This window comes from Nonomuraea rhodomycinica (assembly GCF_013363995.1).
Classification (GTDB): domain Bacteria; phylum Actinomycetota; class Actinomycetes; order Streptosporangiales; family Streptosporangiaceae; genus Nonomuraea; species Nonomuraea rhodomycinica.
The window spans coordinates 1-23,891 of sequence record NZ_JABWGO010000016.1 but is presented as its reverse complement, the minus strand read 5'-3'; the positions used below and the strand labels follow the sequence as shown (position 1 = coordinate 23,891).

Here is a 23,891-nt window from a genome sequence, read left to right as displayed (position 1 = left end):
ATGAGTGAGAGCTTCCCGCGTCTGTCGGCCAGGACCCGCCGGTTCACCCTCGGTGTGCCCAGGGGCTTCACGATCTCCCCTGACGGATCCAGGGTGGTGTTCCTGCGGACCAGGACCGGCACCGACCCGGTCACGTGCCTGTGGGAGCTCGACACCGACAACCATGTCGAGCGTCTCGTCGTCGACCCGCGCGCGCTCGACGCCGACGAGGGCGACCTGCCGCCCGAGGAGCGCGCGCGGCGCGAGCGCAGCCGCGAGCAGGCGGGCGGGGTGGTGGCCTACAGCACCGACGCCGGGGTGACGACGGCCGCGTTCGCCCTCGCGGGCGGCCTGTACGTGACGCAGCTGGCGAGCGGCGCGACCCGCCGCCTGGACGTGCCGGGCGCGGTGATCGACCCGCGCCTGTCGCCCGACGGCAGGAACGTCGCCTACGTCTGCGAGGGCTCCCTGCGCGTCCAGGACCTCGTCTCGGGCGAGGACCGCGCGCTGGCGACGCCCGAGGCGCCGACCGTGACGTACGGCCTGGCCGAGTTCATCGCGGCCGAGGAGATGGACCGGATGCGCGGCCACTGGTGGTCGCCCGGCGGCGACGCGCTCCTGGTGGAGCGGGCCGACGAGGCGCCGGTCCGCACCTGGTACGTCTCCGACCCGGCCAACCCCGACCGGCCCGCGACGGCCCAGCGCTACCCGGCGGCGGGCACGCCCAACGCGGTGACCGAGCTGTTCGTGCTGGGCCTGGACGGCTCGCGGGTGGCCGTGCCGTTCGCGGACGAGTACCTGACCACCGCCGCCTGGGACTCCCACGCGCTGTCGATCGTGACGATGCCGCGCGGCCAGAAGGCGCTGCGCCTGTTCGAGGTGGACCCGGCGACCGGCGCCTCGACGCTGGTGCGCGAGGACACCGACCCCGCGTGGGTGGACGTCGTCACCGGCGTGCCGGCCCACCTCGACGACGGCTCGCTGGTGTGGGTGGCCTCGGCCGACGGCGGCAACCGGCTGTTCGTCGGCGACCGCGCGGTCACGCCGCCCACGCTCCAGGTGCGGGCCGTGCTCGACGTCGACCATGACAGCGTGCTGTTCAGCGCGAGCGGCGACCCGACCGAGATCCAGCTCTGGACGTGGGACGGCCACTCGCTGCTGCCGGTCTCGACCCGTTCCGGGGTGTTCTCGGGGCGGATGGCCGGGGGCGTCGGCGTCCTCACCGAGCAGAGCCTCGACGCCGAGGGCGTGTCCACGACGGTCGTGCGCCGCGACGGCGTGGCGATCCCGATCCCGTCCGTGGCCGAGCGTCCCGGCCTCGACCTGCGGGTCTCGCTCGGCCGTTCCGGCCGCCGCGAGCTGGCCACCGCCGTGGTGCTGCCCTCCTGGTACGAGCCGGGCTCGGGGCGGCTGCCCGTCCTCATGGACCCGTACGGCGGGCCGCACGCGCAGCGCGTGCTCAACCGGCGCGGCGGCTACCTGGAGAGCCAGTGGTTCGCCGAGCAGGGGTTCGCGGTGGTCGTGGCCGACGGCCGCGGCACCCCGGGCCGGGGGCCGGAGTTCGAGCGGGCCGTGCTGAACGACCTGGCCACCCCGGTTCTGGAGGACCAGATCGACGCGCTGCAGGGCGTGGCCCAGCAGTACCCCGACGACCTCGACCTGGGGCGGGTGGCCATCCGCGGCTGGTCGTTCGGCGGCTACCTGGCGGCGCTCGCGGTGCTGCGCCGGCCGGACGTGTTCCACGCGGCGGTCGCGGGGGCGCCGGTGACCGACTGGCGGCTGTACGACACCTGCTACACCGAGCGCTACCTGGGCCACCCCGACGAGCAGCCGGACGTCTACGACAAGTCATCGCTGTTCGGCGACGCGGCCAAGCTGGAGCGGCCCCTGCTGCTGGTCCACGGCCTGGCCGACGACAACGTGGTGGCGGCCCACACGCTGCGCCTGTCGTCCGCGCTGCTCGCGGCGGGCCGTCAGCACAGCGTGCTGCCGCTGTCGGGCGTCACCCACATGACGCCGCAGGAGGTCGTCGCCGAGAACCTGCTCCTGCTCCAGGTCGACTTCCTCAAGCGCGCGCTGGGCGACTGACACCGGCCCCGGCGCCGGAGGACCGAAGGTGGCCGCGATCCTTCCTAGGGTCGCGGCCATGTCTGCACCGACCTCTGCCCAGCAGGGCATGTCCTCACCGATCCCCTTTCACATCGACGTCCCCCAGGCCGAGCTGGACGAGCTGCGGCGCCGGCTGGACGCCACCCGCTGGCCCGCCGAGCCGCCCGGCGTCGGCTGGACCCGCGGCACCCCCGTGGAGCACGCGAAAGAGCTGGCCGCCTACTGGCGCTCGGAGTTCGACTGGCGCGCCCAGGAGCGGCGGCTCAACGCGCTGCCACAGTTCACGACCGTCATCGACGGCCAGCGCGTGCACTTCGCCCACGTCCGCTCGGACGACCCCGACGCGCTGCCGCTCGTGCTGCTGCACGGCTGGCCGATGTCCTTCGTGGAGTTCCTGGACGTGGTCGAGCCGCTGCGCGAGGACTTCCACCTGGTGATCCCGTCGATCCCCGGGTTCGCGTTCTCGTCGCCGCTCGCCGAGCCGGGCTGGACCGCCGGGCGCGTCGCCGGGGCGTTCACGCGGCTGATGGAGCTCCTCGGACACGACCGGTACGGCGTGCACGGCGGCGACACCGGCGCCTTCGTCGCCCCGGAGATGGGCCGCCTGGCCCCGGACCGGGTCATGGGCGTCCATCTCACCGGAGTCCTGTCGTTCCCGGCGGGCGACGAGGAGGAGGACGCCAGGCTGACGGACGTGGAGCGCGCGCGGGCCGCCGCGCTGGACGAGGCGACCGCCGGGTACGTCGCGATCCAGTCGCGCTCCCCGCAGACGCTCGCGTACGGCCTGACCGACTCCCCGGCCGCGCAGCTCGCCTGGATCGCCGAGATGTTCCACCGCTGGGCGGGCGGCCCGGTGGACCGCGACCTGTTCCTCACCAACGTCACCCTCCATTGGCTGACCGGCACGGCCGGCTCGGCGGCGCAGATCTACTACGAGCAGGCCAACGACCCGGCGGGCTGGGAGCCCCGGCCGCGCGGCACCGTCCCCACGGGCGTGCTGCTGGCGGGGGCGAACGAGTACGGCATCCGGCCGTACGCCGAGCGCGACCACGCGATCGTGCGCTGGTCGCAGCAGGACAGAGGCGGCCACTTCCTCGCCATGGAGGAGCCGGAGGTGTTCGCCGAGGACGTCCGGGCGTTCTTCCACGCGCTCACCTAGGGCGGATCGCGGCCGGAAACCGGCCGCGATCGGTGGCAGAGTCGTCGTGTGCTGGAGACCTCCGCCCGGCTGCTGCGCCTGCTGGGCCTGTTGCAGGGGCGCGCCTACTGGCCGGGGACCGAGCTGGCCGAGCGGCTCGGCGTCAGCCCGCGGACGCTGCGGCGCGACGTCGGCAAGCTGCGCGCGCTCGGCTACCCCCTCGACGCGGTCGGCGGGGTGGGCGGCGGCTACGAGCTGGGCAGCGGCGGCGGCCTTCCGCCGCTGCTGCTCGACGACGAGGAGGCCGTGGCCGTGGCGGTGGCGCTGGGCACGGCCGCGGGCGGCGCGGTCACCGGCATCGCCGAGACGTCCGTGCGCGCCCTGGCCAAGCTGGACCAGGTCCTCCCCTCACGGCTGCGCCACCAGGTGGGGACGCTCGGCGCCGCCATGGTGGCCGTGCCGGCCGCCGGTCCCACGGTGGACCCCGCGACGCTGACCGCCATCGCCGCGGCGGTGCGCGACCGGGAACGGCTGCGGTTCGGGTACGTCGCGCGCGAAGGGGAGCGGAGCGCGCGCGACGCCGAGCCGTACCGGCTGGTCAGCGGCGGCCGGCGGTGGTACCTGCTCGGCTGGGACACGACCCGGGACGACTGGCGCACGTACCGGGTGGACCGCATGTCCCTGCGGGTGCCGAACGGCCCGCGCTTCTTCCCTCGCCCGCTGCCCGACGAGGACGTGGCGCGCTACCTGGCCCTGGCCACGGCCACCCGGCCGCACCGCCACCGGGCGGTCCTGACCATGCACGCCCCGGCCTCGGAGGTGGCCGGCGAGGTGCCGGTCACGCTGGGCGTGGTGGAGCCGGTCGACGAGCACACGTGCGTGCTGCGCATCGGCTCCGACAGCCTCGACCACCTGGCGGTGTGGGTGGCCACGTTCGGGTTCGACTTCGAGGTGCGGGAGCCGCCGGAGCTGCTGGAGCACCTGCGCACGCTCACGGGGCGGCTCCGGCGGGCCATGGGCTGAGCCGAACGACGCATGCGGCTCTCAGCCGGTCGTACCGGCCGGGACGTCCACGGCGGGCTCTCCCCTGCCCGTACGCGCCGGAACGCCGTGCCAGCTCCTCCACAGGGCCGCGTACGAGCCGTCGGCGGCCACCAGCTCCTCATGGGAGCCCAGCTCGGTGATCCGGCCGTCCTCCACCACCGCCACCCGGTCGGCGTCGTGGGCGGTGTAGAGGCGGTGGGCGATCGCGATGACCGTGCGCCCGTCCAGCACCGCGGCGAGCGAGCGCTCCAGGTGACGGGCGGCGCGCGGGTCGATCAGCGACGTGGCCTCGTCCAGCACCAGGGTGTGCGGGTCGGCCAGCACCAGGCGGGCCAGCGCGAGCTGCTGCGCGTGGGCGGGCGAGATGACCGTGCCGCCGGAGCCGACGACCGTGTCGAGGCCGTCGGGCAGGGCGAGCACCCAGTCGAGGGCGTCCACCGCCCCGAGCGCGGCACGCACCGCCTCGTCGTCGGCCTCGGGCCGGGCGATGAGCAGGTTGTCGCGCAGCGTGCCCTTGAACACGTGGTGCTCCTGGGTGACCAGCGCGACGTGCCCGCGCAGCTCGTCCAGCGGCAGCTCCACCAGGGGGACGCCGCCCACCGACACGGTGCCGGAACGCGGGCCGTGGATGCCGGCCAGCAGCCTGCCGAGCGTGGACTTGCCCGCGCCCGACGGACCCACCATGGCCAGCCGCTCGCCCGGCCGCACGGTGAGGGACACGCCGTGCAGCACGTCGCGGCCCTCCCGGTAGGCGTAGCGGACGTCGTCGGCCTCCATCAGCTCGCCGGAGGGCCGGACGCCGGAGGGGGCCCGGTCGTCGCGCACGTCGGCCACGCCGAGCAGCCTGGCCATGGCCGCCCCGCCCACCTGCAGCTCGTCGATCCACATGAGGAACCGGTCGAGCGGGTCGATGAGCTGCTGGGCGTACAGGGTGGCGGCGGTGACCTGGGCCAGCGTGACGTGGCCGTCGATGTAGAGCAGGCCGCCCACGAGCAGCGTGGACACCACCGGGATGACGTAACCCAGCTCGACCGCCGGGAACCAGATCGTGCGCAGGCCGAGGGTGTAGCGCTCGGCGCCGAACGAGCGGGCGATGTCGCGGTCGGTCCGCTGCCTGCGCCGCTCCTGGAGGCCGAGCGCCTCGACCGCCCGCGCGCCCTCCACGGTCTCGGCCAGGCCCTCGGTCATGTCGGCGTAGGCGGCGTTCTCGCGCAGGTAGCCGTCGCGGGCCCGCTTGAGGTACCAGCGGGTGGAGAACCACAGCAACGGCGCGGCCACCAGCATCGGCAGCATGAGCAGCGGCCCGACCAGCACCAGCGCGCCCAGGGTGATCGTGAACGTGACGATCGCGATCAGCGTCTCGGGCACCGCGTGCCGCACGGTCCTGGACAGTGAGTCGACGTCGCGTGACGTGCGGGTGATCAGGTCGCCGGAGCCGGCCCGCTCGACCGTCGAGAGCGGCAGGCCCAGCACCCGGTCGACGAACTCCTCGCGCAGCTCGGCCAGCACCTTCTCGCCGAGCCGGGCCGAGGCCAGCACCGCGTAGCGCACCAGCACGCCCTGCAGCAGCAGGAACGCGCCGATGCCGGCGGCGACCAGCCCGACGTTCACCGGGGTGCCCAGCTTGACGTCCTGGACGAGCCGGCCGAGCTGCCACGGCACGGCCAGCCCGGCGACGGCGGCCAGCCCGTGCAGGGCGAGGGCGGTGGCGAGCCGGCGCGGGTACCTCAGCGTCAGCCGCCGGGCGTAGGCGCGCACCCGCGCCTGGTCGGCGACCGGCAGGATCTCGCGGGCCATCGTCAGTCCTCCCCTCGGGTCACGGTGGCGGCGTAGGCGGGCGAGGACTCCAGGAGCTCCCGGTGGGTGCCCTCGGCGAGCACCCGGCCGTCCTCGACGTAGATCACGTGGTCGGTGCGGTCGAGCACCAGCGGGCTGGTCGTGCAGACCAGCGTCGTGCGGCCGGCCCGCGCGCGGGTCAGCCGGTCGGCGATGCGGGCCTCGCTGTGGGCGTCCACGGCGCTGGTCGGCTCGACCAGGATGAGCACCTCCGGATCGGCGACCAGGGCGCGGGCCAGCCGCAGCCGCTGCTGCTGGCCGCCGGAGAACTCCCGGCCGCCCTCGGCCACCCGCGCCTCCAGCCCGTCGGGCAGGGCCTCGACGATGTCCTCGGCGCAGGCGGCGCGCAGCGCCCGGCGCACCTCGTCGTCGGACGCCTCGCCGCGCACGTCGAGCTCGTCGCGGAGCCGGCCGCTGAACAGGCGGGCGCCGTTGTCGGCGACCAGGATGCGGGAGCGGACCTCCTCGATGGGCAGCTCGGCCAGGTCGGCCGCGCCGAAGGTGACGTCGCCCGCGGTGTAGCGGCCGAGCCGGTCGGCGATGGCGATCGCGTCCTCGGGCGCGGCGGCGGCCACGGCGGTGAGCGTGCCCGGCTGGAGGGTGACGCCGCTGAACGTGTCGCGCAGCACGCCGCCGCCGCTGGTGCCGGTGCCGCCGGACACCTCGGGCTCCATCGACAGGATGCGCACCACCCGGCGGGCGGCCACGTGGCCCTTGGTCAGCTTGTCGGCGGCCTCGGTGAGCGTGCGCATGGGGCCGATGAGGAAGACCGCGTAGCCGTAGAAGGCGACGAGCTGGCCGGTGGAGATCTGCCCGCCGATCGCGAACGACGCGCCGACTCCGGTGACGGCCGCGATGAGCAGGCCGGGCAGCAGGATCTGCGCCCCTTCGAGCAGCGACTCGACCCCGGCCACGGAGACCCCGGCGTGGCGGACGCGCTGCGACTCCTCGCGGTAGCGGCCGGCGAACACCCGCTCGCCGCCGATGCCGCGCAGCACCCGCAGCCCGGCCACGATGTCGGCGGCCCGGGTGGACAGCTCGCCGGTCAGCTCGCGCTGGGCCTTCTGCCGGCGGTGCAGCGGCCGCAGCAGCGGCCCGACGGCCACCGCCATGAGCGGGACCCCGACCAGCACCATGAGCCCCAGCGGCAGCGAGGTCGAGATGAGGATCACGGTGACGGTGACGATCGCCACGACCGAGCCGGTGCCGCGCAGCAGGATGTCCATGGAGTTGCCGATGTGCGCGATGTCGGAGTTGCCGACGCTGACGACCTCGCCGGTCGACAGCCGCTTGGGCAGGGTGGCGCCGAGCCGGGCGGCCTGCCGGGCGGTCACCTGGACCGTGCGGTACGCGGCGGCCAGCCAGTTGTAGACGGCCAGCCGGTGCCGCATGATCCCGGTGTACGCCTGGACCAGGCCGAGCCCCAGCAGGGCCAGCGACCAGAGCACCAGCGAGCGGGCGTCCTCGGCGGTGACGGCGTCGACGCCCTTCCCGATCACCGCCGGCACGAGGGCCTGCACCAGCCACCACACGGTGGCGAAGCCGATGCCGCCCAGCAGCGACGGCAACTGGCGGCGCGCGTTCCACCACAGGTAGCGGAGCGGGCCGCGGACGTCGGGCATGCCGGGATCGGCTTGAGGAAGGGAGCGCATGGCCAGTCAAGGTTGACAAACGTCCCGACAGCCCGGCAAACCATTTTCGACCTCTGGAACGTCCCTCCCTGGGCCGTCGTAGTCAACGGCCGCCGACCGGTGCGCCGGGCGGGTCGGTAGGCGAGAATCGGTCTCTGTGAGGCACGGGTACACCAACAGCACGGTGGGCGACGGCGCGCTGGTCGTGAAGTGTTACGAGGGCCCCGAGGCGGAGGTCCGGCTGCGCACGGAGAGCAGGTTCCTGCGCCGGTTGCGGGGGCGGCTGCCGGTGCCGCGCGTCCACAAGATCACGCCGACGAGCGTGACGACCCGTTTCGTGCCGGGGGCGCACGGCCAGGACCTCCTGGACGACGGCCGCGCCGCGGAGGTGCTGGCCGCCTGCGGGCGCGCCCTGGCCGCGATCCACCGGCTGGGGATCGTCCACGGCGACTACGGCCCGCAGAACATGCTGTTCGACCCGGAGACGTACGAGCCGGTGGCCATCCTCGACTGGGAGTGGGCGCACCCGGGCCCGCCGGTCGAGGACCTGTCGTGGTGCGAGTGGATCGTGCGCACGCACCACCCGGAGCACGTGGCGCTGCTGCCGCGCTTCTTCGACGCCTACCGCGAGGGCGGCGGCCCCGATGTGCCCGCGTGGGACGCCCGGCACGCGGCGATGCTGGCCCGCTGCCGCGACCTGCTGGACTTCACGGCCCGCTGGGAGCCGGGAGGCGGCGGCGAGAAGCTCTGGCGCGACCGCCTCGACACCACCTCCGCCTGGACGGCCGCCTGACCCGGGGGCGGGTGGGCCCCCGGGCGCGGGGTGCGGCTACTTCTTGTTGGCCTGGAGGTAGTCGCTGTTCATCCGGGCGATCGTGTCCAGCGGGATGCCCTTGGGGCAGACCGCGGTGCACTCGCCGGTGTTGGTGCAGCCGCCGAAGCCCTCCGCGTCCATCTGGTCCACCATGGCCTTGGCGCGGGTGAGGCGCTCCGGCTGGCCCTGGGGCAGCAGGCTCAGGTGAGTGATCTTGGCGGCGGTGAAGAGGGAGGCCGACCCGTTCGGGCAGGCCGCGACGCAGGCGCCGCAGCCGATGCAGGTGGCCGCGTCGAAGGCCGAGTCGGCGTCCTCCTTGCGCACCGGCACGCTGTGCGCGTCCGGGGCCGAGCCGGCCGGCACCGAGACGAAACCGCCGGCCTGGATGATGCGGTCGAACGCCGACCGGTCCACGACGAGGTCCTTGACCACCGGGAACGGCGCGGCGCGCCACGGCTCGATGGTGATGGTGGCGCCGTCCTCGAAGTGCCGCATGTGCAGCTGGCAGGTCGTGGTGGCCCGCTGCTCGCCGTGCGCGACGCCGTTGATGACCATGCCGCACATGCCGCAGATGCCCTCGCGGCAGTCGTGGTCGAAGGCCACCGGGTCGTCGCCCTCGATGATCAGCCGCTCGTTGAGGACGTCCAGCATCTCCAGGAACGACATGTCGGGCGAGACGTCCTCGACCTTGTACGTCACCATGCGCCCGGCGTCGGTGGGGCCGCTCTGCCGCCAGACCTTGAGTGTCAGGTTCACTTGTAGCTCCGCTGGGTCATCTTGACGTACTCGTACTCGAGCGGTTCCTTGTGCAGCACCGGCACGCCCTCCGGCGAGTACTCCCACGCCGACACGTGCGCGAAGTGCTCGTCGTCGCGCAGCGCCTCGCCGTCGGCGTCCTGCGACTCGGCCCGGAAGTGGCCGCCGCACGACTCCGTGCGCACCAGGGCGTCCAGGCACATGAGCTCGGCCAGGTCGAAGAAGTCGGCGACGCGGCCGGCCTTCTCCAGGACCTGGTTCAGCTCCTCGGCGGTGCCGGTGACCTTGACGTTCTCCCAGAACTCCTTGCGCAGCTCGGGGATGCGCTCCAGGGCCTTGCGCAGCGACTCCTCGGTGCGCTCCATGCCGCAGTAGTCCCACATGAGCTTGCCCAGCTCGCGGTGGAAGGAGTCGGGCGTGCGGTTGCCGTTGACCGACAGCAGGCGCTCGATCCTGGCGCGGACCTTGCCCTCGGCCTCGGTCACGGCCTCCTCGTCGACCTCGCCGAACGGCCCGGCCGCCAGGTAGTCGCCGATGGTGGTGGGCAGCACGAAGTAGCCGTCGGCCAGGCCCTGCATCAGCGCGGAGGCGCCGAGGCGGTTGGCGCCGTGGTCGGAGAAGTTGGCCTCGCCGATCACGAACAGGCCGGGGATCGTGGACTGCAGGTCGTAGTCCACCCACAGGCCGCCCATCGTGTAGTGGACCGCCGGGTAGATGCGCATCGGCACGTCGTAGGGGTTCTCGCCGGTGATGCGCTCGTACATCTCGAACAGGTTGCCGTACTTCTTCTCCACGGCGTCCCGGCCGAGCCGGTTGATGGCGTCGCGGAAGTCGAGGTACACGCCGAGCCCGCCGGGGCCGACGCCGCGGCCCTCGTCGCAGACGTTCTTGGCGGCGCGCGAGGCGATGTCACGCGGGACGAGGTTGCCGAAGGCCGGGTAGATGCGCTCCAGGTAGTAGTCGCGCTCGTCCTCGGGGATGTCGCCGGGCGCGCGGTCGTCGCCCTTGCGCAGCGGCACCCACACGCGGCCGTCGTTGCGCAGCGACTCCGACATCAGCGTGAGCTTCGACTGGTACTCGCCCGACACCGGGATGCAGGTCGGGTGGATCTGCGTGTAGCAGGGGTTGGCGAAGTACGCGCCGCGCTCGTGGGCCCGCCAGATGGCCGTGGTGTTGCAGCCCTTGGCGTTGGTGGACAGGAAGAACACGTTGCCGTAGCCGCCGGTGGCCAGCACGACCGCGTCGGCGACGTGCCGCTCGATCTCGCCGGTCACCATGTCGCGCACGATGATGCCGCGGGCGCGGCCGTCGGCCACGATCAGGTCGAGCATCTCGTGGCGGGTGAACATCTGCACGGTCCCGGCCGCCACCTGCCGCTCCAGCGCCTGGTAGGCGCCGAGCAGGAGCTGCTGGCCCGTCTGGCCGCGGGCGTAGAAGGTGCGCGAGACCTGGGCGCCGCCGAAGGAGCGGGTGTCGAGCAGGCCGCCGTACTCGCGGGCGAACGGCACGCCCTGGGCCACGGCCTGGTCGATGATGTTCACCGAGACCTGGGCCAGGCGGTAGACGTTCGACTCGCGGGCGCGGAAGTCGCCGCCCTTGACGGTGTCGTAGAACAGCCGGTAGATCGAGTCGCCGTCGCCGCGGTAGTTCTTGGCGGCGTTGATGCCGCCCTGGGCGGCGATGGAGTGGGCGCGCCGGGGCGAGTCCTGGTAGCAGAAGGACTTGACGTTGTAGCCCAGCTCGCCGAGCGTGGCGGCGGCCGAGCCGCCGGCCAGGCCGGTGCCGACCACGATGACGTTGAGCTTGCGCTTGTTGGCCGGGTTGACGAGCTTGGCGGCGAACTTGCGCTTCTCCCACCGCTCCTCGATGGGACCCTCGGGCGCCTTGGTGTCCCGGATGTCCGGGCCCTCTACGAACTTCACTTGACGACTCCGAAGGTGATGGCGAGCGGCGGGGCGAGGAAGCCGACGACGAGGACGGCCGACAGCAGGGAGGCGGTCGCGCGCAGCGCCTTGTAGCGGGCGCGGTTGGCCCAGCCGAGCGTCTGGAAGGCGCTCCAGACCCCGTGCCGCAGGTGCAGGCCCACCAGGACGACGGCCACGAGGTAGATCAGCGTCACCCACCAGCGCGACGGGTCGAACCCGGCGATCATCCGGTCGGCCGGCGCGGAGTCGAAGCCCTTGGGGTTGACGACGCCGAAGGTCAGGTCGAGCAGGTGCCAGACGACGTAGAGCGCGATGGTGAGGCCGCCCCACCGCATGATGTGGGTGGCGTAGCCGCCGGCCTGCGACTTCTTGGCGACGTACTTGACCGGACGCGCCTGCTTGGCCCGCCGGGCGAGCGAGATCGCGGCCCACATGTGCAGCACCACGGAGACGACCAGGATGATCTCCAGGATCGTCAGCACCGACCGGTAGGGCGCGATGGGCTCCAGCAGGGTGCGCAGAGCGTGGGCGTAGTCGTTGAACGACTCGCGCCCGAGGAAGATCTTGAGGTTGCCCAGCATGTGCAGCACCAGGAAGCCGACCATCACGGCACCGGTGACGGCCATGACGGCCTTCTTGCCGTTGGAGGAGGCCATGAAGGAACGCGGCTTCCGACCCGTGGGCTGCTTCGCCGGTGGGGCGGACTTGGGGGAGCTAACAGGCGCGGTGGCGGAGCCGCGCTCTATCGTGGCAGTCACGTTTCCTGACGCTAGGTATGCAGGAATGATCCGTCCAAGTCATCGCGGGCCTGGTTTCCATAGCCGCTGGCTATGATGTCTGGTTTGTACGGCTAACCCGCGCCCGCCGGCGCGCGCCGGTGCGAGGAAAATCACATGCAGTTGCAGCAGCTCTCCTACTTCGTCGCGGTGGCCGAGACCAGGCACTTCACCCAGGCGGCCGAGCGGATGCGGGTCGCCCAGCCGTCGCTCAGCAAGCAGATCAAGGCGCTGGAGACCGATCTCGGCGCCCCGCTGTTCTCCCGCGCGCGCGGCAACGTCACGCTGACCGCCGCCGGCGAGGCGCTGCTGCCCCTGGCCCGCCGCATGCTGGCCGACGCCGAGACCGCCCGCCAGGAGGTCGCCGAGCTGGCCGGGCTGCGCAAGGGCCGGGTGCGGCTCGGCGCGACCCCGTCGCTCTGCACCGGGCTGCTGGCCGACGCGCTGGCCCGCTTCCACCGCGACTACCCCGGCATCGAGCTGCTGGTCGAGGAGGGCGGCTCGCGCGACCTGGTCCGGGCGCTGGCCCGCGGGCAGATCGACCTGTCGCTGATCATCATGCCGTTGCAGGGCGACGACCCGGCCCTGGTCACCGAGGAGATCCTGCGGGAGAACCTGGTCGTGGTCACCTCCTCCCACGAGCCGCTGCGCAAGCCGTACCTGCGCATCGAGGACCTGCGCGGCCGGCCGATGGTGATGTTCCGGCGCGGCTACGACCTGCGGGAGGCCACGCTGGCCGCCTGCCGGCAGGCCGGCTTCGAGCCGCGGCTGGCCGTGCAGGGCGGGGAGATGGACGCGGTGCTGCGGTTCGTGGAGGCGGGGCTGGGCGTGGCGGTCGTGCCGTCGATGGTCCTGGACGGGCGTCCCGGGCTGGCCGCCACGCCGCTCGCGCCGCCCGGGCTCAGCCGTACGGTGGCGCTCGCGCACCGCAGGGACGTGGAGCCGACCAGGGCCGCGCAGGCGTTCCGCGCGACGCTCCTGGCGTTCGTGGTCGAGGCGGGACAGGAGGGGACGCTTCCGCAAGGGGTGGAGCTCATCGCAGAATGAGCTGCGACAGTCCTACTGCTGTGAAGAGGCCCACGTGTGACGGCATCCCTGACCGAGCCCCTGACGCTGCTCCTCGTCGAGGACGACGACGGTGACGCCTTCCTGGTGGAGGAGCTGCTCAAGGAGGCGGAGGCGCCGCCGAGGATCATCTGGGTGCGCAGCCTCCGCGAGACCAGGTCGCGGCTCACCGGCGCGATCCAGTGCGTGCTGGTCGACCTGACGCTGCCGGACGCCTCGGGCCTGGAGGCGCTGCGGGAGGTGCTGCGGCTCGCGCCGCACGCGGCCGTGCTGGTGCTGACCGGCCTGCGCGACGCCCACGTGGGTGTCGCCGCGGTGCAGGCGGGCGCGCAGGACTACCTCGTCAAGCAGGACATCGACGCCCGGCTGCTGGCCCGGGCCATCCGCTACGCCATGGAGCGCAAGCGGGCCGACCTGGCCCAGCTCCGCCTGGTCGAGGCCGAGCTGACCGCCAAGGAGAACGCCCGGCTGGAGCGCGGCCTGCTGCCCGTCGCGCTGCTGCGCGGCGACCGGGTCGAGCAGTCCACCCGCTACCTGCCCGGCAACCAGGGCACGCTGCTCGGCGGCGACTTCCTCGACACCGTGCAGACCCCCGACGGCGCGATCAACGTGGTCATCGGCGACGTGTGCGGGCACGGCCCCGACGAGGCGGCCCTCGGCGTCGCGATGCGCATCGCCTGGCGCACGCTGGTCCTCGCCGGGCACAACGGCGAGCGGCTGCTGCACACCCTCGACGCGCTGCTGCGGGCCGAGCGCAAGGCCCCGGAGATCTTCACCACGCTGTGCATGGTCACCATCACGCCCGACCTGCGCCACGCCCGGATGCGGATCGTCGGCCACCCGCCGCCCCTGCTGGTGCGCGACGGCGTGGTGGACGTGGTCGACGGCGCGCCGTCCGGACCGCCGCTCGGCATCTTCTCCGACGCCGCGTGGAAGGTCATCGACGTCCCCCTCGGAGAGGAGTGGGCGATCATGCTCTACACCGACGGCCTCATCGAGGCCGCCTCCGGGGGTCGTGACCGGCCGCTCGGGGTGGAGGGCCTGGTCGAGCTGGTACGCGCGCACGGCTCGATCGACCTCGACCGGCTCATCGAGCACGTGGGCACGACCGACGACGACCTCGCCGTGCTGCTCGTGCGCGGGAGCGGCGGGTGAGCGCCGGCGCGGGCCTGCGGCCGCTGCCGTCGCCGCCGGCGCCCACCGGGTTCGGCCGCCTGCCGATGGGCCGCTGGTTCGCCGTCGTGGGCTCGGCGTTCACGCTCGCGTTCGTGGTCGGGATCGTGCTGACGGCCCTGCTCATCGAGCAGGTCCACGCCGCCCGGCCGCGTCCGGAGGTCGAGGCGCACCTGTCCAGGCTGTACGTGGCGCTCGTGGTGCTGCTGCTGCTCCTGCTGGCGGCCGGGGTGGTGCTGGTCCTCGTCGTGCGCTACGTCGTGCTCAAGCCCATCGCCAGCCTGACCGAGCAGGTGCGCCGGGTGGCGGCCGGCGACTTCGACCACCGGCCGAGCGTCGAGCAGCCGGCGGAGCTGGCCGAGCTGTCCGGCCACGTCGACGCCATGCGCGAGCGCATCCTGACCGCCTGGCGCAACGCCGAGGACCAGGCGGCCGAGCTGCGCCGCTCCAACGGCGAGCTGGAGCAGTTCGCCTACGTGGCCAGCCACGACCTGCAGGAGCCGCTACGCAAGATCGCCAGCTTCACGCAGATGCTGGACCAGCGCTACGGCGACCGGCTCGACGAGCGCGCCAAGCAGTACATCCACTACGCGGTGGACGGCGCCCGGCGCATGCAGCTGCTCATCAACGACCTGCTCGACTTCTCGCGCGTGGGGCGGGTCAGCGGCGAGCGGGCCCCCGTCGACGCCGGCGAGGTGCTGTCGGCGGCCCTCGACAACCTGTCGGCCACCCTGCACGACGCCGGCGCGAGCGTCACCGCCGGCCCGCTCCCCCGCGTGCTCGGCAACCGGCTCCAGCTCACGCAGCTCTTCCAGAACCTGGTCGAGAACGCCGTGAAGTTCCGCGCGGACGATCCGCCCCGCGTCCGGATCGAGGCCGTGCGCCGCGACGGCATGTGGGAGTTCGCCTGCTCCGACAACGGCATCGGGATCGAGGCCAAGTACGCCGACCGGATCTTCCTGATCTTCCAGCGTCTGCACCCGCGCGACGTCTACCCGGGGACGGGCATCGGGCTGGCGCTCTGCCGCAAGATCGTGGAGTACCACGGCGGGCGGCTCTGGCTGGACCACGACACCCCGGCACCGGGCGCGACGTTCCGGTGGACCCTGCCGGCGGCCGGTGACCCGGCTCCGCGCGAGGACGGTGAGGACGCGTGATGGAGGGCCGCCCCATCGAGGTGCTGCTGGTGGAGGACGACCAGGGCGACATCCTGCTGACGCGGGAGGCGTTCGAGTTCAACAAGCTGCGCAACCGCCTGCACGTGGTCAACGACGGCGAGCAGGCGATGGCCTTCCTGCGCCGGGAGGAGCGCTACCGCGACGCGCCGCGGCCCGACCTCGTGCTGCTCGACCTCAACCTGCCGCGGATGGACGGCATGGAGGTGCTGCGCGAGGTCAAGGAGGATCAGGAGCTGCGGACCATCCCGGTCGTCATCCTGACCACCTCCGAGGCCGAGGAGGACATCCTCCAGGGCTACCGGCTGCACGCCAACGCGTACGTCGCCAAGCCGGTGGATTTCGAGCAATTCATCCGAGTTGTCCGGCAAATAGATGATTTTTTCGTCACGGTGGTTAAGTTGCCGCACCAGGGGAACCGCCTCTGACGCGTGGACGTGACAGGAATCACATCGGGTCATCGAAAAAGTGAGTGACCCTTGTCACAAATGCTCACGTGGGCGTCGTAACGTATCCCCCACCAATGCGCGCCCGAGCGGAGACGACGCCCCGCGCCACGCGCAACCAGCGAACGACCCGGACCCCAGGCGAGCGAGGGTCCGCGGGAGGTGGAGAGGTCCCCGATGAGCCAGACGACGTCCGACGCGCCCGTCAGAAGGCAGCGCGCGCAGATCAAGGTGCGCACCCTGCGCACAGACCGATGGTGGCTGGCCCCGCTGCTGACCTTCCTCGGACTCAGCGCCTTCCTCGTCTACGGCGTGTGGGCCATCTTCGACACCCCGTACTACGTGCCCGGCGCCGAGTACATCGCGCCGTTCTCCTCACCCTGCCTGGCGACCTCGTGCCCCGAGGGGGCGCGGCTGTTCGGCCTGGCGCCGTTCGGCGACTGGTACACCCTGCCGCCCGGCCTGCTGATCCTCGGCCTGCCCGGCGGGTTCCGGCTGACGTGCTACTACTACCGCAAGTCCTACTACCGGTCGTTCTGGCTGTCGCCGCCCGCCTGCGCCGTGCAGGAGCCCCACGGCAAGTACACCGGCGAGACCCGCCTCCCGCTGATCATGCAGAACATCCACCGCTACTTCTTCTACGCGGCCATCGTCATCGGCGCCATCCTCTCCTACGACGCGATCCTCGCGCTCGTCCACAAGCCGCTCGGCCTCGGCTCCTGGATCCTGCTGCTCAACGCCGTCCTCATCGTCGCGTACACGCTGTCGTGCCACTCGTGCCGGCACATCACCGCCGGACGGCTGAACCACTTCTCGCGCCACCCGGTCCGCTACCGCGCCTGGACCTTCGTCTCCAAGCTCAACGCCAAGCACCAGCCCCTCGCGTGGGCCTCGATGTTCTCCGTCATGGGCGCCGACTTCTACGTCCGCCTGGTCGCCAAGGGCATCATCGCCTTCCCGTACGCGTAAGGAATCTCAGTGGAAATCGAGCGTCACGAATACGACGTCGTCGTCATCGGCGCGGGAGGCGCCGGGCTGCGGGCCGCCATCGAGGCCCGTCAGCAGGGCAAGCGCACCGCCATCGTGTGCAAGTCGCTGTTCGGCAAGGCCCACACGGTCATGGCCGAGGGCGGAGCCGCCGCCGCGATGGGCAACGTCAACCCCGACGACAACTGGATGGTGCACTTCCGTGACACCATGCGGGGCGGCAAGTTCCTCAACAACTGGCGCATGGCCGAGCTGCACGCCAAGGAGGCCCCCGACCGCGTGTGGGAGCTGGAGGCGTGGGGCGCGCTGTTCGACCGCACCAAGGACGGCAAGATCAGCCAGCGCAACTTCGGCGGCCACGAGTACCCGCGCCTGGCCCACGTCGGCGACCGCACCGGCCTGGAGCTGATCCGCACCCTCCAGCAGCGCGTCGTCGCCCTCCAGCAGGAGGACTACGAGCAGCACGGCGACTACGAGGCCTACATCAAGGTCTTCGCCGAGTGCACGATCACCCGCCTGCTCAAGGACGGCGACCGCATCTCCGGCGCGTTCGGCTACTGGCGCGAGAGCGGCAGCTTCGTCGTCCTCGACGCCCCGGCCGTGGTGCTGGCCACCGGCGGCATCGGCAAGTCGTACGTGGTGACCTCCAACTCGTGGGAGTACACCGGCGACGGCCACGCCCTGGCGCTGCTCGCCGGGGCCAACCTCATCAACATGGAGTTCATCCAGTTCCACCCGACCGGCATGGTGTGGCCGCCGTCCGTGCGCGGCATCCTCGTCACCGAGTCGGTCCGCGGCGACGGCGGCGTGCTGCGCAACTCCGCCGGTGAGCGCTTCATGTTCAACTACATCCCCGAGGTGTTCAAGGACAAGTACGCCACCACCGAGGAGGAGGGCGACCGCTGGTACACCGACCAGGCCAACAACCGGCGGCCCCCGGAGCTGCTGCCCCGTGACGAGGTGGCCCGCGCCATCAACTCCGAGGTGAAGGCCGGGCGCGGCTCGCCCCAGGGCGGCGTCTTCCTCGACGTCTCCACCCGCCTGCCCGCCGAGGAGATCAGGCGGCGGCTGCCGTCGATGTACCACCAGTTCAAGGAGCTGGCCGACGTCGACATCACCGCCGAGCCCATGCAGGTGGGCCCGACCTGCCACTACATCATGGGCGGCGTCGAGGTGGACGCCGACACGGGCGCCGCCGCGGTGCCCGGCCTGTTCGCCGCGGGCGAGGTGTCCGGCGGCATGCACGGCTCCAACCGGCTCGGCGGCAACTCGCTGTCCGACCTGCTGGTCTTCGGCCGCCGCGCGGGCGCGGGCGCCGCCGCGTACGTGGACGCGCTGCCCGCCCGGCCCAAGATCGGCCAGGAGCAGCTCGACGAGGCCCGCGAGGAGGCGCTGGCCCCGCTCCAGCGCACCGGAGAGAACCCGTACGAGGTCCACCACGAGCTCCAGCGCACCATGAACGAGCTCGTCGGCATCATCCGCAAGGCCGAGGAGGTCTCCGAGGCCCTGGAGGTCGTCGAGAAGCTCAAGGAGCGGGTGCGCCTCGTCGGTGCCGCCGGGTCGCGCATCTACAACCCCGGCTGGCACCTGGCGCTCGACCTGCGCAACATGGTCCTGGTCTCGGAGTGCGTGGCCCGCGCCGCGCTGCTGCGCGAGGAGAGCCGCGGCGGCCACACCCGCGACGACTTCCCCGGCATGAACCCCGAGTGGCGGCGCAAGCTGCTCGTCTGCTCCACGGCCGACGGCTCCTCGATCACCGTCGAGGAGAAGCTCCAGCCGGCGATGCGCGACGACCTGATCACCCTGTTCGACCGCGACGAGCTGAAGAAGTACCTCACCGACGAAGAGATGTCCGAGTTCGACGGGATTTCGAAATGAGCTACAAGGCGAAGTTCAAGGTCTGGCGCGGTGAGGGCGGCGAAGGCAAGCTTGAGGACTTCACCGTCGAGGTCAACGAGGGCGAGGTCGTCCTCGACATCATCCACCGGCTCCAGGCGACCCAGGCGCCCGACCTCGCGGTCCGCTGGAACTGCAAGGCCGGCAAGTGCGGCTCCTGCTCCATGGAGATCAACGGCAAGCCGCGGCTGGGCTGCATGACCCGCATGTCCACCTTCGCGGAGGACGAGACGATCACGGTCACGCCGATGCGGACCTTCCCCGTCATCAAGGACCTGGTCACCGACGTCTCGTTCAACTACCAGAAGGCGCGCGAGATCCCCTCGTTCACGCCCCCGCAGGGGGTGCGGCCGGGCGAGTACCGCATGCAGCAGGTCGACGTCGAGCGGTCCCAGGAGTTCCGCAAGTGCATCGAGTGCTTCATGTGCAACAACATCTGCCACGTCATCCGTGACCACGAGGAGAACAAGCCGGCCTTCGCCGGGCCGCGCTTCCTCATGCGGATCGCCGAGCTGGACATGCACCCGTACGACGTGGCCGACCGCCAGGAGTCGGCGCAGGAGGAGCACGGGCTCGGCTACTGCAACATCACCAAGTGCTGCACCGAGGTCTGCCCCGAGCACATCAAGATCACCGACAACGCGCTGATCCCGATGAAGGAGCGCGTGGTGGACCGCAAGTACGACCCGCTGGTGTGGCTGGGCAACAAGATCTTCCGTCGCCCCAAGTGACCTGACGCGACGAGGCGGCCGGTGGTGCTTCCACCGGCCGCCTCATTTCGTCCTGGGTTCTACCGGGTGCGGCGGTGCCTGCCGCCGTCCGGCTCCTGGCCCGGCAGGTAGTCGATCAGGGTCGCGTCGCCCGTCTCGGCGCCCGTGGCCGGGCTCGCCGGGTGCTCCGGCGGCCCCGCGTACGGGGCGGCGCCGCCCGCCGGGATGTCGGCCGGGGGCTGCTCCGGCGGGACCGCCGGCTCGAACGGCGCCCGGTACGTCGCCTGCGGCTCCTCGCGCACCGGCTCGTTGCTGTAGTCGTCCGGGTGCAGCACCACGGGCTCGGGGGCCGGGTCCGGGCCGGTCTGGCCGGGGGGCGGCAGCACCGGGAGGCCGGACTCCTCGTACGTGGCCGGGTCCGGGTAGACGGCCCCGTACTGGACCGGCCCGCCGGGGTACGCCTGGACCGGCACGAAGCTGAGGATGGGCGCGTACGCGGTGGTCGCCGGGTAACCGGGGGGCATGCCGGTGGAGGCGTAACCGGGGCCCGCGGGGTATCCGGCCGGGGCGGTCGGGTAACCGGGAGCGCCCGTGGGGTAGCCCGGCCCGGCCGCGTAACCGCCCGGACCGGCCGGATAGCCGGCTCCGGCGGGATAGCCGCCGGCCGGGTGACCGGGGCCGCCGGGCGGGTAGCCGGGGACGGTGGGATAGCCGGGGGCGCCCAGGTCGGGCCGGGGCGGGCCGGCCCGGCGGACGGCCGCCGCGTGCGCCATGCGGCGCAGCCGCCCCTCGAAGATCAGCACCGCGAACAGCACCAGCAGCACCATGACGAGCGCCGGGATGCTGAGCTTCTGCGCCATCTCGGCCTGGTCGAACTCCGGCGTGGCCGCGCGCACCTCCAGCTGGACCGACTCGCTGGTCGTGGTGTCCTGCGGCGTGGCCGTGGGCGTGGTCGGCGCCTGCGAGGGCGGGTCGGTGCCCGCGACGCTCGGCATGACCACGCTCTCCTCTTCCGTGGGCTCCGTGGCCTGCGGGATGCTCGGCGGCTCCGCCGAGGTCTGCGGCGGCTCCACGGGCAGCGGGTTCTGCGTCGCGGTGCTGGGCGGAGGAGTCGGCGCCGTGCTGGTCGTGGACTTCTTCGGCGTCGGCCTGGCCGTCTTGGTGGCGGGCGGCGACTTGGTGACGGTCCGGGTGATCGTGGTCTCCGGCTCCTCCTCAGGCGTGGGGAGGGTGGTGGTGACCGTGACCGTGACCTCGGGCGTGCTCTCGCAGGCCTGGTCGGTGTCGCACGGGTCGACGTTCGGGTCGTAGGCGACGACGGACGCGCTGGCGCTCTGGACGACGAACGGCGCGGCGCCGATGCCGGTCAGGCCCAGGGACAGGACCATCGCGGAAACGGCCGTCGCTCGCGTGCGTGCCACCTGCGCCCTCCGCGCGATCCGGAACCATGGTCAAAGGAATCTTAGTCCGGTAAAAGACACAGTAAAGACGGAATTACCCGATGTTTTGCTGACAAATGCGCGTACTGCCGGTTGCTCATACCGGAGGCGAGGTCAGCGCGTGCGCAGCACGTCCTCGACCGCCCGCATGACCGGCAGGTCCGCGCCCAGCCACGCCACGTCGTAGTACTCGCCCGGCGCCAGCCACCGCAGCGCCAGGTGCTCCTTGGCCACCGGTGTGCCGTCGGCCAGCGAGCACAGCCACACCCGCATGACGTACCCCTCGGCCAGCGCCCAGTCGCCGCCGACCCGCTCGCCGACGGCCACCTCTACGCCGAGCTCCTCGCGGCACTCACGCACCAGCGCGTCGGCCTCGCTCTCCCCCGGGTCGACCTTGCCGCCCGGGAACTCCCACCCGCCGGCCAGCGCGGGCGGCTCCGCGCGCTGCGCGGCCAGCACCCGCCCCCGCGGATCCACGATCACCGCCGCCACCACGACCACCGTCATAGCGACTGCAGTTTCTTGAGCTGGTCGATGACGTCCGGATTCTGCAGCGGCCGGGTGAAGCCCACGATGTTCCCGCGGCCCTCGTACCCCGTCACCTTGATCGGCCCGCACAGCCGGCACCGCGCCTCGATCATCTTCCCCTTCGACACGACCATCCCCACATGACCGGGGTTGTCGGGCGACGTGCCCGGCCCCGCGTTGAAGAACACCAGATCGCCCGGCTGTTCATCCCCCTGCGCCACCTTCACGCCGAACGGCCACTGCTGGAAGGTGGTGCGCGGGATCCTCAGGCCCGCGGCCTGGTAGGCCGCGTAGATGATGCCCGAGCAGTCGAACGCGTCAGGACCCGTGCCGCCCCACAGGTACGGCTTGCCGCGCTGCGCCAGCGCGAACGCGAGGATGTCGGCCACCACCTCGCTCGGCGCGGCCTCCACCAGCGGCTCGTCGCAGGAGTCGTCGGCCTCCGGAGGCGTCTCGACCTCGCCGCTCTTGGCGTAGCGGCGGGCGATCTCCTCGACCTGGTCGACGTACCACCAGGCGCGGTTGTAGACGAACAGCGCCCGCCGCACGTTCTCCGGGGCGCCGTTGCGCTTGAGCATCTTGGCGGCGCCGAGGATCGCGTCGGCCGGGTTGTAGACGTCGGCGATCCCGTCGCCGTCGCCGTCGGAGGCGTAGCCGCTGACCGACGACGACATCGGGATCCTCGCCTTGCCACCCCACGTGCTGATGAGGAACTGCATGGGCCCGGCCGCGCCCGCGTAGTTCGTGCCGCTCTTGACGCCCGGCAGGTCGGAGCGGCCGTGGTCGGTCTCGCGCTTGCCGACGGCGGCCAGGATCGTCCACTGCACGCCGATCTTCTCGCCGTTCTTCTTGTACAGCTCCAGGTAGTCGGGCGGGATGTCGGAGGCGGCCGAGTCGGACGCCTCCTGCGCCTTCTTGCCCCCGGCGCAGTCGGGCTGCTCGCCGCCGTTGCCGATGAACGACGGGATCGAGGTGAGCAGCATCGGCGAGACGATGACGAGCGCGAGCAGGACCGCCCCGGCCGCGCCGAGTGCCAGGGCGACGCGCGTACGGGAGAGGTTCACCCCGACTCGTCCCCTTTCTGGCCGTCGCCGGCGGGCTGGATGTCGAAGACCCTCCAGTCGGTGCCCATCTCGCTCACCGTGACCGCGTAGTCGTCGGTGAGCTGCTTCGCGCCGCTCTTGGCGGTGATCTGCTGGGTGCCGGTGACGACCAGGACCACGGACGTCTTCTCGACCGACCTGATCTCCTTGACCTTGGCCGTGCCCGTGGACACCACCTCGTCGGCCTGGTTGCGCTCGACCGTGCCGGGCGAGGTCAGCGTGCGCGCCAGCACGCTGCCGAGGTCGGCCGTGGTGAACGCCTTGACCCGGTCGGCGTACGCGGCCGCGTCCTCGTCGTAGCGGAACGTGCCGTACGCGGCGGTGAACCGCTCGGCCAGGTCGGCCGCCGCCGCGAGCTGCTCCTTCGTCAGCGGCAGGTACGCGTAGATGTCGAACGGGGCGTTGCTCGCCGTGGCCAGCGGCGTGCTGCGCGGCACGGTCACCACGCTGCGCGGCGTACGTCCGGCGGCCGGCTCCTCCTCAGGGGAGTCGCCGGAGCCGGGCCACATGGTGAGGTAGAGGCCGACGGCGGCGATCACCACCACGATGGCGGCGAACGCCAGCCCCCGCTTGTCACCGGGCAGGGCCATCGTCAGTCCTTGTCCTGACTGCCGGGCTTGAGCCAGAACGGCACGGGCGGCTCGTCACCGCCGGAGCCGCTGCCGCGCCGGCTGGGCAGCCAGAGCGGGGGCGGCTCCTCCGCGCGACCGCGTGACCCGTCGCGCGACGACCCGCCGAAGATACCGCCGCCGGACGAACCGCCGCTCGACGACCGTGAACCGCCCGAGTCGCCCCACCGGGAACCGCCGGAGCTCCTGCTCCCCCCGCCACGCGACCCGGACCCGCCGCCGAACAGCCCGCCGCCCGACCCCCCGGACCTCGAACCGCCGGATCTGGAACCGCCACCCGAGCCGCCGGACCGGGAACCGCCGAACAGGCCGCCGCCGGAACCGCCCGACCGCGACCCGCCCGACCCGGACCCGCCGCCGAACAGGCCGCCGCCGGAACCGCCGGACCGCGACCCGCCGCCCGACCCGGACCCGCCGCCGGAGCCGCCCGACCGGCCGCCGCGCGAGGCCCAGCCGCCACCGGACCGGCCGCCGAACCAGCCGCCGCCCGCCGAGCCCGAGCCACCGGAGCCGCCCGAGGAGCCCGACCCGCCGCCGGACGAACCGCCATGGCCTCCGCCACCGCCGCCCGCCGCGGCCGACAGCCGGGACGCCGCGCCGGCGCCGCCCGACACCCGCGGGCCGCCGCCGGACACGCGCGGCCCCCCGCCACCCGAGGAACCGCCGGAACCGCTGCGACCACCCGCACCGCCACGGCCGCCTGGAGCACCCGAGGCACCCGAGGCGCCCGCA

At 72.5% G+C, this 23,891-nt stretch carries 21 protein-coding genes; 11 read left to right on the top strand and 10 right to left on the bottom strand.

Features of this window, described 5'->3' with window-relative positions; genetic code table 11:
- From HT134_RS40690 to HT134_RS40680, 3 genes are read left to right on the top strand one after another with little or no spacing between them, the layout of a single operon-like run.
- On the top strand, window positions 1–2,067 hold the full coding sequence (locus tag HT134_RS40690) for a S9 family peptidase (RefSeq protein WP_175605847.1): 2,067 nt from the start codon (window positions 1–3) through the stop codon (window positions 2,065–2,067).
- 58 nt (window positions 2,068–2,125) lie between these two features.
- Window positions 2,126–3,247, top strand: a complete 1,122-nt coding sequence (locus HT134_RS40685) for an epoxide hydrolase family protein (protein WP_246366437.1) — start codon at window positions 2,126–2,128, stop codon at window positions 3,245–3,247.
- A gap of 48 nt (window positions 3,248–3,295) precedes the next feature.
- A complete protein-coding gene (locus HT134_RS40680) occupies window positions 3,296–4,249 on the top strand; it encodes a helix-turn-helix transcriptional regulator (protein WP_175605846.1) in 954 nt (317 codons plus the stop codon).
- 21 nt (window positions 4,250–4,270) lie between these two features.
- Here the strand turns inward: HT134_RS40680 and HT134_RS40675 are convergent, their stop codons facing one another.
- Complete coding sequence (locus HT134_RS40675) at window positions 4,271–6,067, bottom strand: ABC transporter ATP-binding protein (RefSeq protein ID WP_175605845.1); 1,797 nt, start codon at window positions 6,065–6,067, stop codon at window positions 4,271–4,273.
- Window positions 6,068–6,069: 2 nt separating this feature from the next.
- Window positions 6,070–7,728, bottom strand: a complete 1,659-nt coding sequence (locus tag HT134_RS40670; protein ID WP_246366436.1) for an ABC transporter ATP-binding protein — start codon at window positions 7,726–7,728, stop codon at window positions 6,070–6,072.
- Window positions 7,729–7,894: 166 nt separating this feature from the next.
- Between HT134_RS40670 and HT134_RS40665 the strand changes: the two genes are divergently transcribed.
- Window positions 7,895–8,530 carry a phosphotransferase gene (locus tag HT134_RS40665; protein ID WP_175605843.1) on the top strand — a complete coding sequence of 212 codons (636 nt, stop codon included), beginning with the start codon at window positions 7,895–7,897 and terminating at the stop codon, window positions 8,528–8,530.
- Window positions 8,531–8,566: 36 nt separating this feature from the next.
- Here HT134_RS40665 and HT134_RS40660 read toward each other — a convergent pair whose 3' ends face one another.
- The 3 genes from HT134_RS40660 to HT134_RS40650 are packed head-to-tail and all read right to left on the bottom strand — an operon-like array spanning window position 8,567 to window position 11,888.
- Window positions 8,567–9,307: a succinate dehydrogenase/fumarate reductase iron-sulfur subunit gene (locus tag HT134_RS40660; protein ID WP_175605842.1), complete on the bottom strand. Its 741-nt coding sequence runs from the start codon at window positions 9,305–9,307 to the stop codon at window positions 8,567–8,569.
- A complete protein-coding gene (locus HT134_RS40655) occupies window positions 9,304–11,229 on the bottom strand; it encodes a fumarate reductase/succinate dehydrogenase flavoprotein subunit (protein WP_175605841.1) in 1,926 nt (641 codons plus the stop codon). The genes HT134_RS40660 and HT134_RS40655 overlap by 4 nt, the downstream gene beginning before the upstream one ends.
- The gene (locus HT134_RS40650) at window positions 11,226–11,888 is read right to left on the bottom strand and encodes a succinate dehydrogenase cytochrome b subunit (protein ID WP_175605840.1); all 663 of its coding nucleotides are present in this window, start codon (window positions 11,886–11,888) and stop codon (window positions 11,226–11,228) included. The genes HT134_RS40655 and HT134_RS40650 overlap by 4 nt, the downstream gene beginning before the upstream one ends.
- Before the next feature lie 237 nt (window positions 11,889–12,125).
- Between HT134_RS40650 and HT134_RS40645 the strand changes: the two genes are divergently transcribed.
- The 7 genes from HT134_RS40645 (at window position 12,126) to HT134_RS40615 (ending at window position 19,481) form a co-directional block, all read left to right on the top strand.
- On the top strand, window positions 12,126–13,055 hold the full coding sequence (locus HT134_RS40645; protein ID WP_175605839.1) for a LysR family transcriptional regulator: 930 nt from the start codon (window positions 12,126–12,128) through the stop codon (window positions 13,053–13,055).
- 36 nt (window positions 13,056–13,091) lie between these two features.
- Window positions 13,092–14,228: a PP2C family protein-serine/threonine phosphatase gene (locus HT134_RS40640; protein ID WP_175605838.1), complete on the top strand. Its 1,137-nt coding sequence runs from the start codon at window positions 13,092–13,094 to the stop codon at window positions 14,226–14,228.
- A complete protein-coding gene (locus tag HT134_RS40635) occupies window positions 14,225–15,403 on the top strand; it encodes a sensor histidine kinase (RefSeq protein ID WP_217708951.1) in 1,179 nt (392 codons plus the stop codon). The genes HT134_RS40640 and HT134_RS40635 overlap by 4 nt, the downstream gene beginning before the upstream one ends.
- Window positions 15,403–15,849, top strand: coding sequence for a response regulator (locus HT134_RS40630; protein WP_175605837.1), 447 nt, complete (start codon window positions 15,403–15,405; stop codon window positions 15,847–15,849). The genes HT134_RS40635 and HT134_RS40630 overlap by 1 nt, the downstream gene beginning before the upstream one ends.
- Before the next feature lie 195 nt (window positions 15,850–16,044).
- Window positions 16,045–16,836 (top strand): succinate dehydrogenase subunit SdhC, encoded by a 792-nt coding sequence (gene sdhC, locus HT134_RS40625; RefSeq protein ID WP_175592727.1) that lies wholly within the window; start codon window positions 16,045–16,047, stop codon window positions 16,834–16,836.
- Between the two features lie 9 nt (window positions 16,837–16,845).
- Window positions 16,846–18,732: a fumarate reductase/succinate dehydrogenase flavoprotein subunit gene (locus HT134_RS40620; protein ID WP_175605836.1), complete on the top strand. Its 1,887-nt coding sequence runs from the start codon at window positions 16,846–16,848 to the stop codon at window positions 18,730–18,732.
- Window positions 18,729–19,481 carry a succinate dehydrogenase/fumarate reductase iron-sulfur subunit gene (locus HT134_RS40615; RefSeq protein ID WP_175592729.1) on the top strand — a complete coding sequence of 251 codons (753 nt, stop codon included), beginning with the start codon at window positions 18,729–18,731 and terminating at the stop codon, window positions 19,479–19,481. The genes HT134_RS40620 and HT134_RS40615 overlap by 4 nt, the downstream gene beginning before the upstream one ends.
- 59 nt (window positions 19,482–19,540) lie before the next feature.
- Here HT134_RS40615 and HT134_RS40610 read toward each other — a convergent pair whose 3' ends face one another.
- From HT134_RS40610 to HT134_RS40590, 5 genes are all read right to left on the bottom strand, one after another.
- A complete protein-coding gene (locus HT134_RS40610; RefSeq protein ID WP_175605835.1) occupies window positions 19,541–20,881 on the bottom strand; it encodes a hypothetical protein in 1,341 nt (446 codons plus the stop codon).
- Window positions 20,882–21,013: 132 nt separating this feature from the next.
- Window positions 21,014–21,406, bottom strand: coding sequence for a (deoxy)nucleoside triphosphate pyrophosphohydrolase (locus HT134_RS40605; protein WP_175605834.1), 393 nt, complete (start codon window positions 21,404–21,406; stop codon window positions 21,014–21,016).
- Window positions 21,403–22,491 (bottom strand): C40 family peptidase, encoded by a 1,089-nt coding sequence (locus HT134_RS40600; protein WP_312888803.1) that lies wholly within the window; start codon window positions 22,489–22,491, stop codon window positions 21,403–21,405. The genes HT134_RS40605 and HT134_RS40600 overlap by 4 nt, the downstream gene beginning before the upstream one ends.
- Window positions 22,488–23,120 carry a hypothetical protein gene (locus HT134_RS40595; protein WP_175605833.1) on the bottom strand — a complete coding sequence of 211 codons (633 nt, stop codon included), beginning with the start codon at window positions 23,118–23,120 and terminating at the stop codon, window positions 22,488–22,490. The genes HT134_RS40600 and HT134_RS40595 overlap by 4 nt, the downstream gene beginning before the upstream one ends.
- Window positions 23,121–23,122: 2 nt before the next feature.
- Window positions 23,123–23,794 (bottom strand): hypothetical protein, encoded by a 672-nt coding sequence (locus HT134_RS40590; RefSeq protein ID WP_175605832.1) that lies wholly within the window; start codon window positions 23,792–23,794, stop codon window positions 23,123–23,125.
- Window positions 23,795–23,891: the final 97 nt, after the last annotated feature.